The organism is Roseovarius sp. THAF27 (genome assembly GCF_009363655.1).
Taxonomy (GTDB): domain Bacteria; phylum Pseudomonadota; class Alphaproteobacteria; order Rhodobacterales; family Rhodobacteraceae; genus Roseovarius.
Genome location: NZ_CP045393.1, coordinates 1950760 through 1964022, shown reverse-complemented (window position 1 = coordinate 1964022; position 13263 = coordinate 1950760). Strand labels below are relative to the sequence as shown.

The 13263-nt window shown below is 59.3% G+C and carries 11 protein-coding genes and 1 pseudogene; 5 read left to right on the top strand and 7 right to left on the bottom strand.

Annotated features, from left to right (window positions below; translation table 11 throughout):
- Positions 1 to 429: 429 nt before the first annotated feature.
- The 4 genes from FIU89_RS22265 to FIU89_RS09715 all read left to right on the top strand — a co-directional run bounded on the left by FIU89_RS22265 (position 430) and on the right by FIU89_RS09715 (position 3535).
- The gene (locus tag FIU89_RS22265; RefSeq protein WP_172978078.1) at positions 430 to 594 is read left to right on the top strand and encodes a hypothetical protein; all 165 of its coding nucleotides are present in this window, start codon (positions 430 to 432) and stop codon (positions 592 to 594) included.
- A 59-nt stretch (positions 595 to 653) separates the two neighbouring features.
- Entirely contained in the window at positions 654 to 1640 is a 987-nt protein-coding gene (locus FIU89_RS09725; RefSeq protein WP_152492404.1) for a PIN domain-containing protein, read from the top strand.
- An 81-nt stretch (positions 1641 to 1721) separates the two neighbouring features.
- The gene (locus FIU89_RS09720; protein ID WP_172978077.1) at positions 1722 to 2399 is read left to right on the top strand and encodes a hypothetical protein; all 678 of its coding nucleotides are present in this window, start codon (positions 1722 to 1724) and stop codon (positions 2397 to 2399) included.
- Between the two features lie 491 nt (positions 2400 to 2890).
- The gene (locus FIU89_RS09715; protein WP_216647066.1) at positions 2891 to 3535 is read left to right on the top strand and encodes a recombinase family protein; all 645 of its coding nucleotides are present in this window, start codon (positions 2891 to 2893) and stop codon (positions 3533 to 3535) included.
- A 425-nt stretch (positions 3536 to 3960) separates the two neighbouring features.
- Here the strand turns inward: FIU89_RS09715 and FIU89_RS09710 are convergent, their stop codons facing one another.
- The 4 genes and pseudogenes from FIU89_RS09710 to FIU89_RS09695 all read right to left on the bottom strand — a co-directional run bounded on the left by FIU89_RS09710 (position 3961) and on the right by FIU89_RS09695 (position 9248).
- Entirely contained in the window at positions 3961 to 6870 is a 2910-nt protein-coding gene (locus FIU89_RS09710; RefSeq protein ID WP_254701847.1) for a DNA methyltransferase, read from the bottom strand.
- A gap of 741 nt (positions 6871 to 7611) precedes the next feature.
- Positions 7612 to 7965 carry a hypothetical protein gene (locus FIU89_RS09705; RefSeq protein WP_152492401.1) on the bottom strand — a complete coding sequence of 118 codons (354 nt, stop codon included), beginning with the start codon at positions 7963 to 7965 and terminating at the stop codon, positions 7612 to 7614.
- A 330-nt stretch (positions 7966 to 8295) separates the two neighbouring features.
- Positions 8296 to 8877 (bottom strand): annotated as a pseudogene (ctrA, locus tag FIU89_RS09700) (response regulator transcription factor CtrA); the annotation flags it as partial.
- 89 nt (positions 8878 to 8966) lie between these two features.
- Entirely contained in the window at positions 8967 to 9248 is a 282-nt protein-coding gene (locus FIU89_RS09695) for a DUF1153 domain-containing protein (RefSeq protein ID WP_152492399.1), read from the bottom strand.
- Between the two features lie 219 nt (positions 9249 to 9467).
- Between FIU89_RS09695 and mnmA the strand changes: the two genes are divergently transcribed.
- On the top strand, positions 9468 to 10604 hold the full coding sequence (gene mnmA, locus FIU89_RS09690; protein WP_152492398.1) for a tRNA 2-thiouridine(34) synthase MnmA: 1137 nt from the start codon (positions 9468 to 9470) through the stop codon (positions 10602 to 10604).
- Between the two features lie 24 nt (positions 10605 to 10628).
- On the opposite strand, the gene FIU89_RS09685 is transcribed toward mnmA, so the two are convergent.
- The 3 genes from FIU89_RS09685 to FIU89_RS09675 are packed head-to-tail and all read right to left on the bottom strand — an operon-like array spanning position 10629 to position 13262.
- On the bottom strand, positions 10629 to 11144 hold the full coding sequence (locus tag FIU89_RS09685) for a transposase (protein ID WP_152492397.1): 516 nt from the start codon (positions 11142 to 11144) through the stop codon (positions 10629 to 10631).
- Positions 11145 to 11199: 55 nt separating this feature from the next.
- Entirely contained in the window at positions 11200 to 12345 is a 1146-nt protein-coding gene (gene lpxB, locus FIU89_RS09680; protein ID WP_152492396.1) for a lipid-A-disaccharide synthase, read from the bottom strand.
- Entirely contained in the window at positions 12342 to 13262 is a 921-nt protein-coding gene (locus FIU89_RS09675) for an LpxI family protein (RefSeq protein WP_172978076.1), read from the bottom strand. The genes lpxB and FIU89_RS09675 overlap by 4 nt, the downstream gene beginning before the upstream one ends.
- Position 13263 lies beyond the last annotated feature (1 nt).

The following is a 13263-nucleotide window of genomic DNA, read 5'->3' as shown; positions in this document are numbered from 1 at the left end:
AGGGGGCCTTTGCCGTCGCGCCCCAAGACGGTGGTTCTCGACCCTTGTCGCTCAATCTTGGGGGCAAGTTGGGGGCGTTGGATTCCTCATACCCTTTTGTTTAGTAAAGATTATTTCCCCCAACCCCCAAAACCCCACGCCCCCAAGCGGTTTTGTCTTTAGAGCGCGAGGCCCCCTCTCTTTGGCCGATCTACAAGGGGGGGGGGGCTCGGTGGAATATTTTCAAGAATCTGTTGGGGGTTTGAGGGTTTGGGGGAATGAAATAAAGATCAATAAAATAAGGAGGTTAAGCACCTTCGCCAGCCCCCAACTCGCCCCCAACTTCCGAAAGCTGGGGGCTGGGCGGGCAAAGCGACCGCGTCAGCGGCGATGGTTGCTCTTGTCGGCCCAGTCCCCGTATCGTGCTCATACCGACCAACTGGAGTTCGCATGGAATACCGCATCGAAGAAACGTCCATCCCCCATCCCGAACAAGGGAACGTCACCTTCTATGAAGTTGTCGAGATCATCGACGGGAAGCGTCACCGGTCAAGTGATCGACCGGCGTTCAGTTCGCGGGAAGAGGCTCAGGCTTGGATTGAGGCACAGTCGTGATCGACGCCCCGACAGTGACGCTCCACAGGGTCCTAATCGACACATCCATTTGGTTGGACATGGCGAGCACTTACCGCGCCGCCCCCCTTGTGCGTGCACTTCATGAGATGTGCGACAATGCCCAGCTTGAAATCATTGTCCCGGATATCGTCCGAGAGGAGTTTGATAGAAACAAGGACAGGGTCGCAGCGCAGTCCTCGAAGGCTTTACAGTCTAACTTGAAATCGCTCCGCTACGCCCTCAACGGGTTCGCTGACCAGAATGCCGCCCAGCAAGCGATGGAAGCCTTTCAGAGCTTGGATTTCACCAACGCCATCCAAGAGAGTAGCATAGTCGACCAAGTACAGGCCTTGATGGACCACGGCGAGAACATCAATGTTGAAACCACCGTCATACATCGGGCAAGGGCGGCGAACCGTGCCTTGTATGGTGAAGCGCCTTGCCACCGGAACAGAGGCAGCATTGCCGATGCAATACTGTTCGAAGTGTACGACGAAATACGCCAAGATGCTGTCCGGGAGCACATCGGCTTCGGGTTCGCCACGACCAACCATAACGATTTCAGTGATCCCAGAGGAGACAACCGCACCCCGCACCCTGACCTTGCAGCCGCCTTCGGTGACCGGTCTCAATACATCTTGGATATCGGGAAGTTCGTTGAGGAAACCGACCCGGACGCAATGGCACTTGGAGACTTTGAACTTGGATACAGTCCTGAGTTTCGAACTCTGTCAGACTTGACTGAAGCGGAGCACCTTCTCTTCCGACAGGTCTGGTACAACCGACACATGAACCTCCGGTACAAGATCGAACACGGACAAACCAAGATCGTGTCAGAAGATGAATTCGCCCGTAACCCATACAGTCAGGACGAGATACTGGATACAGTCTGGGCAAGGGCGCTCGATGCCGCGCGGCGGACCGAAGAAGAAGTCGGCGTTGAAAACCTAGGACCATGGGATGATTTTGAATGGGGCATGATTAACGGAAAGCTATCAGCCATCCGTTGGGTCCTTGGGGATGAATGGGACTTTCTGGATACCTGAGACGGCGACTGAGGGGCATCGTTGGGGATAAACGTTTATAAAGACCGGTCGGTAGTCATTGATCATTCTCATCAGGAAATGGTGGATACTTCGACCGAAGGCAATCCAACTGAAGGAACGGTTGGCGAGATGCGTGTTAAGTATGTCTTCCGCAGAAAAAAGACCAAAGGGCATGATCGGGATGGTAATCCGCTGGTCTACGCACTTAAGGAGATGAACGGCTACAGAATGCAGCCGATGTATCATAAGATGCTGTACACGCGTGCCGATGATATCCTCAACACCTTCGTGCATGAACTGGACGTCGACTTGCTCATGGATGTTCCGTCCAGCAAGCAGCTTTGTTTTACGTTCGCTGAACGAGTCGCTCAGGCGTCTGGATTGCCGTTGGTGGCATCAACCTTCCTGCGCAAAAGGACAGTTGGAGAGGTCATTGACGGAATTGACGCAGAGTTCCCGCAGTTCCAGAAAGACCGGCAAGAGAAATTGTTTAAGGCGCAGTTGGGTGAGCTTCGCAGGGTGGATCGAGAATTCGATTTCCAGATGAAAGAGGTGTCCAAGCAAATGCGCCGCTTTTTCCAGCCGTTCACGTTAGTTGGAGACGTTCCAGACCTTTACGGTAAGCGGATCGCCTTAATTGATGACCTTGTATCGTCCGGAACATCAATTATCTCTGTCGCTCAATGCTTGCGGGAGCAAGGTGCGTTGGTAGAGCGGGGTGTTTGCCTTCTGAGCGATCTTGATCTTCGCAATGATTGACATTTTCCCCGAATAACACTATGTTCCACTTTACAAGACGGACCGTGCCTATGCCTCACGGTCTCAAAACATCAAGCACGGAAACGTGTAGGTCCGAGCGGCGCCCGAGGTGGCCATCCCGTAAGAGGAAAAAGCCTCAAGACTAGGCATCGGCTAGTCGGGAATAGAAAAGGCCGTCACATCGAAAGGTGTGGCGGCTTTTTTATCGGCACCAGACGCCGTCGAACCCGCGTTGTGCAACCGTCGCCGAACTGTACTAATCAGTTTACGTTTGAGCAATAGATGCTGACCCATTTTACAACGGTACAGAAGCCGCTGGCGCGGCAAAAAACCCATTGTTTCCAGAAATGAAGGCGGACTCGGCGGTCCAGATGTGTTATCTATCTTCAGTAAGATCACGGATGATTCCCGTATCCCACTGAAAGGGTTGATATATGTCGAAATCAAAGGTCCCCGCTTTCGCTTACATGCGGACTTCCAGCGCCACAAACGTGGGCGAGGACAAGGACTCCGATAAGCGCCAGCGGGCGGCAATCGAGGCATACGCCAAAGCGAACGGATACGAGATAGTCCAGACCTTCTATGACGCGGCGGTATCCGGCGCCGATCCCATCGACTCCCGCCCCGGTATGCAGGACCTTTTGGACGCTGTCCTGTCCAACGGTACGCGCACCATTCTGGTGGAGTCGCCCGACCGGTTCGCACGTGATGCTGTGGTGCAGGAACTTGGCCACCGCCTATTAAAACAACGCGGGGTCGACCTCATCCCGACGACCGCGCCCGACTACTTCATGGTCGATACGCCCACGACAGAGCTTGTACGCACGATCCTAGGCGCTGTAGCAGCCTTCGACCGCCGAAACACCGTGGAGAAGCTGAAAGCCGCCAGAGACCGCAAGAGCGAGGCTCTGGGCCGCAGGGTGGAGGGCAGGAAGCCTGTCAGCGCTGACGCGCTCACCGCAGCGAAACGGCTGTATCGCCGCAACCCTAAGACAGGCACCCGCCGATCCCTACGCCAGATCGCAACCGAACTGGCAAACGAAGGATTCACTGCACCATCTGGCAAAGACTATCAGGCCAACAGCGTGCGCCAAATGCTGGTGAAGGCAGGTGTCTATAAGGCCGATGCGGCGTGACGGCAGAGGTGCTGACAGGGCCAAACAGGACATGGAAAGCTCAGAGATATGCCGGAGGAGGCATAAGCGGCGCCTTCCTGCGTCAAAGCGCTTGCAGGATCAAAGCGGAAATACTTATAAGAGAATGATTTTAATATATTATTTTAGGGACCCAAGGTGGGGTACCCCAGTACGCCGAAAGCCCGCGCAGGTGCTGTCAGCGTCTATGCAACCGAATTTAGCAACTAAGTTGTAGTATGAGGCAAAAGATTGGTTTTATGCCCACGTAAATTTATTACGCGTGAAACTCCTCTCGCGGAAAAAGATAATGGGACCCGCCCAGAACAGGCTCCCCAGTCTTTCAAATCACAAACCGCCGTTTCGAGATTCCAAAATTCTCCTAAAAAAGTTGTATGGGATTCGCGACGGAACCGTCTGCGGCTGATCTATCCGTCGTTCTGTTTCGCAGCCCTTGCCTGATTGAGACGGAAAAGGCGGGCAAGGATTTCATCTTCAGTCAGCTTGCCGTCGCGCCAGTCGTCACCCCAGCCGTAAGCTTCTGCAACGGCTTCATCCAGTTTTTTGTGGGCGTGGTCCAACCATGCGGGGCGCGCATTGTAGAGATTGGTGAGGGTGCGCTTCTTGAGTTCCTTCGCGGCCTTGTCGTCTTTTGGTATCAACCGGTCAGGGTAGCCTTCGACCACCTCGGGGACCCTGTCCACGAGATCAGGCGGGTTTAGCCAGTTTTCACGCAGGCGGTTCAGTTCTGCGGCGGTTTCGGCGATCTTCTGGGCGCGCGGATTATCAGCATAGTCGGTGGCGGGAATGTTCGGCGAAAGAGCCTCCGGAAAGGGAAAGGTCTCGAATGTGGTTGAAGGAGTATACCGGGGGCGGTCTTCGAGCGAGGTACCCATGCGGAGCGCCCAGATTGCGTGAAAACGAGAATGTAGAATACCGAAGGTAGTGTCGTCGTCTCGGGCAATCGAATACACCGATCCGGAAGCTAACATCCCTCGATTCAACCAAACGAAAACGCGGTGCTTTGCTACTTCAGGCGTGGCAATGAATCGCTCCAACCCTGCCAGACCCTCGCGCAACTCAGGTCGCGGCCGTTGATGCAGCCACCAAGTGGCTAAGGTCTTTGCTTCGCCGGCCCGAAGACGCCGCTTTCCTGCGGCCTCCAGTCTAGCGTTTTCACTGTTCCAGTGTTTCGTGTGCGCTGCGAAAGGGGCCTCGAACAATGCCGCCTCGTGCTCCGTTCGCGTTACGCCGAAGTCAATGCACCATCGTTCTTCAAGACGACGTGTCAAATCCATCCCATTGAACCAACGACGTATCACCGTAGAGTTTTTTTCACCGTTCGGGTTGCGAGGTTCATCCAGCATCTGCCTTGCAAGGTCTGCGGAAATGTCGAACGGCCCCCCAAACTTAAAACCCTGAAACGCAAGGTCTGCATTGCTGCGAAGGCGTTTGGCCGATGTCAGGTCGTGCCCGTCCGTACTGGCAGTGAGGTCAGAGAACACCTTTGAGACTGACTTCCCGTCCAACATAACATCTAGCTCGCCTCCGGCTTGAAAGCAGACCATGGATACGCGGACTGCCGCGCCCTCGACAGTCCAGTTCTCGTCCGACCAAGCAGTGAATATTTGGCCTCCGTCTACGATAGGTTTCAGGACCTCTCGGTTGATGCCTCCGCGAATAGAGTTCGTCGCAACCAGCCCGACGCGCCTAAGGCGGTTTTCCTGTATCATCTCCCAAGCCTTGGCGAACCAGTAAGCCACAAGATCGACACCGCCGGGGACCGTATTCCAAGCCTTTCTGAGTGCGTGGGTATATTCTTCTCCAAGTGCGAAGATCATTCGCTTGTTCCCAAGGAAGGGTGGGTTTCCAACCACCACGTCAGCATCTGGCCAGTCTGCTTTGGAGCCGTCCGGGGCAAGCACCGCGTCGCGGTTTTCGATGGTGCCCAACGGGCGCAGGATCGGGTTGCGGGCGGCATCGAAACCGTTCCTGCGCATCCACTGGATTTCCCCAACCCATACCGATACACGGGCGAGTTCAGCGGCATAAGGGTTCAATTCAATCCCCTTCACGCACTCCGGCCCAATGGTCGGGAAGCCGCGTGGAAGGCCCAAGGCCTCGGCCTCAAGGTTCGTGCGGTGTTCAATGTCCTTAAGCGCCAAGAGAGACAGGTAAAGGAAGTTGCCGGACCCACAGGCCGGGTCCAGCACGCGGAAGCTTCTCAGACGCTCCAGAAACGCTGCGTGGAGGCGTTCCGCCTCTTTCTCGGCCTTGGTCCGGGCAGAGCGCGACTTGGCGCTCTCCGCCCTGCTCAGCGCCGCTTCGATCTGGGTTTTCACCTCGGTCCATTCGGCAAACAGCGGCTCCACCACCACCGGGTTGACGATTTGCATAATCTTGTCGCGGTCGGTGTAGTGCGCGCCAAGCTGCGAGCGCTTGTCCGGGTCAAGGCCACGCTCGAACAGGGTACCCAAAATAGAGGGGTCGATTTCGGACCAGTCAAGCTTCGCGGCGGCAAGAAGGTCAGCCAAGTCTTCCTTGTCGAGCGGCAGGGCCGTGTCGTCATCGAAGAGACCGCCGTTGAACCATTCCACCTTTTCGAAGCCGACGCGCCCGCCGGACTGCATGGCGGCGAAGAGGTCCTTGGCGAAGGGCTGAAACTCGGTCGGGTCCTTCTGGCACAACTCCAGCATCTTCTGGAACATCTTGTTCGGCAGAAGGTCCACGTCTTCGGCGAACATGCAGAAGACGAGGCGGTTCACGAAATGCGCGACGGTTTCCGGGTCATGCTCGCGCTCGCGCAAACGCTGCGCAAGCGATGCGAATTTCTGCGCGGCCTCTTCGGTTAGGGCCTGCCGTGTCTTAGCGGGGCGCAGGCTTTCGGGATCGGTGAAGCAGGCGCGCAGGAGGTCGCGCTTGCTGGCATCTAGAAGGTCCGGCGTGGTGATTTCGTATGTTTGCTGGACGGTGTTCGTCCAGTTTGTCTGTATCCGGATGCGCGTCATGTCCGACACGATTAGAAGCGGCGGGTTTTCCAGCGCGATGGAGTATTGCAAGAGTTGTTCAAAAGCCTTGTCTAGGTCCTTCTTCTTCCCCTTGTACTCCCATGCGAAGCATCCTTTGCGCCAGACGTCCGCCCAGCCTTCGCCGCCTGAGGTCTTGGACGCGCCGCGTTCAAAGGTGAACCATTCGCCCTTGGGGTCGGCGGAGACAGGGTCTTCAATGCCTAGGAGTGCGCAGAGGTCTAAGAAATGCGCCTGCGATGCGCTCCGCTCCTTCAGCTCCGCCGCTTCCCACTTCTTGATAAAATCCGCCGCCTGCATAAGCTCACCCAAATTCTTTTCGGGACTGGTACCACTTTGGAAGGGGGAAAAACCAGAACCACTTAGCGTCTAAGGCGAGTTGCATGGAGATAAGAAAGGATACTTGCACGCCGCTGACACGGCCTCCACCGAAGACTAACCACGCCACCAACCGCAAGCGCCTCTCTGAACCATTGAATAGGCGAGGTCCCGACCATCTGACAGACTGCAAGAACCGATCCATCGGTCATAACTCTTTCGACCTGTCAAACGGCACGATACGGTCTGCCCCTTTACGAGTGAGGCCATTAGTTGCTTCGCGCGGTTGCCGGAGGCCGTACCAAGCTCTGCGCAATCGAGATTGGCGAACCTGACTGGGCGACCGGATACCTCGATGGTGTCGCCGTCTCGGACATATGTCACCCTGCCGACCAAGTTCCCGCTGGCGCTCTTCGATCCTTTCGAGGTCCCCCGGTTCCAAGCGTCACCGCCGCGGATGCTCTTTGGAAGTTGAGCCTGTGAGCCTGAATGTTCATCGAACCATCCGGTGTAACGTCCGTGATCGACGGCAAGCGCCACGATCACCAAGGTGACACCGACAAACCCTAGGACGGCGAGACGGCCCAGTCTTCGGCCCCGACGCCGTGAGGCGTTCGCCTTCATCATCTTTCGCCATTGCCGCTGCGTTGGCGTTCTAGTGATTGCTCTTCGGTTCATCGCACCTAGACAAAGGTTTATCGCTAGGAAAAAATGTGCCAGCAGATTCGGGCGGCTTCACTTGGTTTCCATCGCTACGCACGCATACTGCATTCCAGTAGCGAAACCATCGGCTGCTACAGTTTTCTCTTTCTCTACTGAGTACAGATTCTGGAGGCCAACCTGTTCATGAATGGCAACTGTAAACTTTTGCATCCTGTTGGTGTCACCGTACTGAATGTAATAAGTAGGCTCCTTCAAACGTGCTCTCTGATGGTGCTGCGCCATTTCGTAAGATCGATAATAAATCTCGTCACAAAAATCGCTAGACAGCATTTTCATCCTAAGCATCTCCTGCGTAGTAGCTGACGTCGGCTTCGCTACGCATGTTGCCAATATTAGGATCACCACCGCCAGAGAACTGGTGCTCATTTATCTTTCTCCACGACTTCGACCGAATAATTACAATCAGTATTTGTGGCGTCGTTTTGGCGGTGGCGTAGACAAAATTGGGCTTTCGCGACATTATTTCTTTTGAGAATGAACCGTTCCGGCCCTGCCCTAATGCTGCCTACTCAGTCACGTAACGCGCCACCGCCTCCAAGGCTTCCGGTTTCTCTGCGACCTCAGGTGGCCAGACTTACTGCAGGGCCGCGTCAGCGGCTCTATCCCCTGCCCCAGCCAAAGTGTGTCACATTGCGGGTCTCAACGTGTGTCACGCGTACGATCTAAGTTACTGATTTTGCGAAATTCCTGTGATGGAATGAAGACGTCGATGATCTTGAGCTCCGGCTCGTCCATTCCGCCGTATAGGTGGTTGAGGAACATCTCTTTCGTCAGGGTCGTGCCCTTGCGCAGGCTGAGCAGTTCCAGCATCTGGTATTCCTTGCCCGTCAGGTGCACGGTCTTGCCCGCGACATCCACCGTCTTGGCGTCGAGGTTCACGTTCACCTTGCCGGTGCGGATCATCGACTGCGAATGTCCCTTGGACCGCCGGATGATGGCGTGGATCCGCGCCACCAGTTCCTCGCGGTGGAAGGGCTTCGTCAGGTAGTCGTCGGCACCGAAACCGAACCCCTTGATCTTGTTCTCGGTGTCGTCCGCCCCGGACAGGATGAGGATCGGCGTGTCGATCCGTGCAAGCCTGAGTTGCCGCAGCACCTCGTGCCCGTTCATGTCGGGCAGGCCCAGATCGAGCAGGATCAGGTCGTAATCGTAAAGCTTGGCCAGATCGATCCCTTCCTCGCCCAGGTCCGTGCTGTACACGTTGAGGTTGGCATGGGTCAGCATCAACTCGATGCTTTTCGAGGTGTTCGGATCGTCTTCGACCAGAAGAACGCGCATGTTCAATTCTCCGCTTATAACCTTGTCGCGAACGATCTTCCCGAAAATTGGTTAACCGCTGGTTACTATATGAGAACAAATAGCGGCTACTACCTCAGGTTGTCCACAGGTTTTGCCACTGTCACCTTCAGCCCCGCCTCGCCGTGGCGAGATACCGCTTCAAGCCATTCGTGAAATTCCTCTGCGCTGATCTGGTACATCTCCTGCGCCTCTGCCTGTGACAGCAGGCCATGCGCCACCGCCCGCACAACCAGGAGTTTTCTCGACGCCACCCACCGCTGCGTGTCCGGCGCCGGCAAATCGGCCCGCGTCAGGACGCTTCCATCCGGCAGGGTCACGGCGCGGGGCCCTGCGACTTTCTTCAGATACATCTGGTTCACCCCTCGATAACACCCTGCCCACATTCGGGATTTGTCCTTAACGCCGGGTGAAACGAGCCGCGGTGAATGCCTCGTATTTTCCTAAAAGCGGGCGGCGACGGGTGCGCAGCACGGCGGCCGGCTTGACACTTGCGACGCGGCAGGCCACACCGCGCCCTCTTAACACCTGTCGGATCCTTCCTATATTCGGGCAAACGCCGGAGCCCTGCCATGCCGCTCGATCCTGAACTGAATTCGCTTGGATTTCCCAAGGCGCCCGCCGACACGCGGGTCGTCGTCGCCATGTCGGGCGGGGTCGACAGTTCGGTCGTGGCCGCACAGCTTGCGGAAGAAGGCTATGACGTGGTCGGCGTGACGTTGCAGCTTTACGATCACGGCGCGGCGCTGGCCAAGAAAGGCGCCTGCTGCGCCGGGGTCGACATCCACGACGCGCGGCGCGTGGCCGAGGAAATGGGCTTTCCGCATTACGTGCTGGACTACGAGAACATCTTCAAGGACGCGGTGATCGACGAGTTCGCCGACAGCTATCTGGCCGGCGCGACGCCCGTGCCCTGCATCCGCTGCAACGAGCGGGTCAAGTTCAAGGACCTGCTGGAGACGGCCAAGGATCTCGACGCCGATTGCATGGCGACCGGCCATTACATTCAGCGCAAGACGGGCGAACGCGGCCCCGAGTTGCATTGCGCGGCGGACGCCAATCGCGACCAGAGCTATTTCCTCTTTTCGACCACGCCCGAACAGCTGGACTTCCTGCGCTTTCCGCTGGGACACCTGCCGTCCAAGGACGCGACGCGGGCTTTGGCCGCGCGCTATGGCCTGCCTGTCGCGGACAAGCCCGACAGCCAGGACATCTGCTTCGTGCCGAACGGCAATTATGCCAGCGTGATCGAAAAGCTGCGCCCCGGCGCGGCGGAACCCGGCGAGATCGTCCATGCGGACGGTCGCGTCCTGGGGCAGCACAGCGGCGTCATCCACTATACGATCGGCCAGCGCCGGGGGCTGGGCATCGGCGGCCTGGACGAGCCGCTTTACGTGGTGAAACTCGACGTCGACGCGCAGCGCGTGATCGTGGGACCCAAGGATATGCTGGCCACCCGCACCGTGCCCGTGCGCGAGATCAACTGGCTGGGCGACGCGCCCTTTGAAAGCCAGTCCGAATGGCATGTCTCGGTCAAGGTCCGCTCCACCCGCCCGGCGCGCGAGGCGGTCATTCGCCCCACCGGGCCGGACACGGCCCAAGTCGAGCTGATGGTGGCCGAGGAAGGCGTCTCGCCGGGGCAGGCCTGCGTATTCTATGAGACCGAAGGCAGCCGTATCCTGGGCGGCGGCTGGATCTGGAAAGGCTGACCGGGGTCAGGCCGCAGGCACGGGCTACCCAAACCCGACCACACCCCGGGGGATCCTTTCATAACGGCGCGGATCGGTCTGGCTGTCCTGCCGAAACGACGAGGATTTCCATACCTGCGGGTCGGCGACGAAGCCGTGGCGCACCGGATCGGTCCGGCAATGCTGGCGGAACGCCTCGATCTCCGCTGGGCTGCGGACAGGTTCGACGATGTCCTGCGGCACCCACAGATGCGCGCCGCCCGCCGCGATCTGGCTGGGTGTCATCGCCCGTGTCGAGACCCGCGAGGCAAACCGCGCCTTGATCGTCTTGAGCCGGATGGCAAGGTCGGCGTCGCCATGGGGCAATGTCAGGACGGCGTGCAGGTGGTCGGGCAGGACGACCCAGGCGTCCAGCTCGAACGGCCAGAGGTCGCGCACCATGCGCACCGTCGCTTGCAGGTGGTCGATTTCGTCCACCAGAGTCGTCGCATCGCGCTCGGCCAGCGTCAGGGTCACGAAGCTCGTTTCGCCACGGCGGCGGATAGGAAGTAGCTGTACCATGCCCCAAGCCTGCGCGATTCCCGTTAACGGACGATTGACGTGGGCGCGCAGCCACTTAGCCCGGCATCCGGTCCAGCACTGCGCGGGCGGCACGCAGGCCGGGATCCTCGCCGCCACGGCCCAGCCGTTCCATCGTCAGGCGCATCGCATCGCGCTGCGGACCGGGATTGTCGAGCATGTCCAGAACGCCGGGCGCGATAAGATCCGCGCGACACCGCTCGCCGTTAAACTCGGGGATGGCGCGGGTTTCCGACACCAGGTTGACCAACGTCAGCGTGTCGATGATCAGCATCCGGCGGATGATCTCGCGCGTCAGCCACGCGGCGTCATAGGCGATGACCATCGGTGTGTCGGCGGCGGCCAGTTCCAGCGAGACGGTGCCCGACGCCGCCAATGCACCTTGCGCACAGCCAAAGGCCGCGGCTTTGCGCCGCTTGTCGGCCTGACCCTTTGGCACGACCACAACCGGGTCGCCGGGCCAGTCGGCCACAAGCTCCGTAACCTGTTCGGTGCGCGCCGCAACGGTCGGGATCACCAGTCGCAACTCCGGTTTCGCCGCGCAAACCTGCCGGATCGCGTCACCGAAAATCGGGCCGAGACGCGCGACCTCGCTGCCGCGCGAGCCCGGCAGCACCAGCAGCACCGGCGCATCGCCCAAGCCGTGATCGGCGCGGAAGGCGGCGATTTCGTCGTCCGCGGCGGGTTCATCATTCACCACCGGGTGCCCGACGAAATCGCAGTCCACGCCGGCTGCCTCCAGGTAGGGTGGCTCGAATGGCAGAAGCGCCAGAACCTGGTCGATCACCTTCGCCATCTTGTCGGCCCGCTTGGGCCGCCACGCCCAGACCGAGGGGGCGACGTAGTGCACGGTGCGCAAATCACTGCGCTCTTTGATGATGCTCGCCACGCGCAGGCAGAAATCGGGGCTGTCGATCCCGATCACCACGTCCGGGTCATAGTCGATCGCGGCTTGGGCGGTCTCGCGGATGCGGCGCTTGAGGTGGAAATACTTGGGAAGGATCTCGACCAGCCCCATGACGCTCAACTCTTCCATGGGAAAGAGCGACGTAAACCCCTCGGCCTGCATCTGGTCGCCGCCCACGCCCGCGAACTCCACCTCGGTCAGCGATTTGAGGCCCGCCATCAGCGCCGCGCCCAGCCGGTCGCCCGACGCCTCGCCGGCGATGACAAAAACCTTCATGCCACGTCCCGCGGTCGGACCCACAGGAACATGCCTTGTGCGCGCAACACCTCGGCCACGCCGTCCGGGTCGAGCAGCATCACGCCGCCCGCCTCGATCACGAGGCCCGCCAGCCCCGCTTCGGCGGCACGCATGACGGTGCCAAGGCCAATGAGCGGCATGTCCACGCGCAATTCCTGCCCGGGCTTGGGGGCCTTGAAGAGAATGCCGCCCTCGCTCTTATCCTCGGCGGCCCGCGCCTCGGCCACCGGGCCGCTCAGCCAGTCGGCCACGCTGTCGAGCATGTCGCCCACGATCTCGAACGGGTCGTCGGACAGCCAATGGCTCGGCGTCTCGGGGCAAAGGTCGCCCAGCATGGCATCGGTGCCGCGGGCATCCTCGCGGGCGATGACCGCGCCGTCGCGCACCACCACCGCCTGTCCCTTGTCGGCCGCCGCAAGGTCAACCAGCGCCGCCTCCGCCACCGCGATGTCGCGCTCCACGCCCTTGGGCAGCGTGCCGGTCACGCCTTCGGGCGGCAAGAGCGACGGGTCGATCTCGACCGCGCCGATCACCTCCAGTCCCGCCTCCTCGAAGATCTGCGTGAAAATGCGCAGCGTGCTGTCGTCGCCCGAATTGGTCAGCGCCGCCTGGACCTTGGGCACCAGCGGCAGGGTCGCCGCGTCGATCTGCGCGGGATCAATCGGCGGACGGCGCATGGCCCCGGCCATGCAGATCCGTGTGACGCCGATCTCTTTCGCGGTGGCGATGAAGCTGCCCAGCGTTTCAAGGCGAAAGCCCAGCCGCGGCAGTTCGCCTTTGACGTCCGACGGGAACTGCTCGATCTCGCAGATGACCGGCACCTCTCCACGGGCCAGCATGACCCGCACCAGCTGTGGTGGCAGGCCGCCCTGCCCTGCGATGAGCGCCAGCGTCATG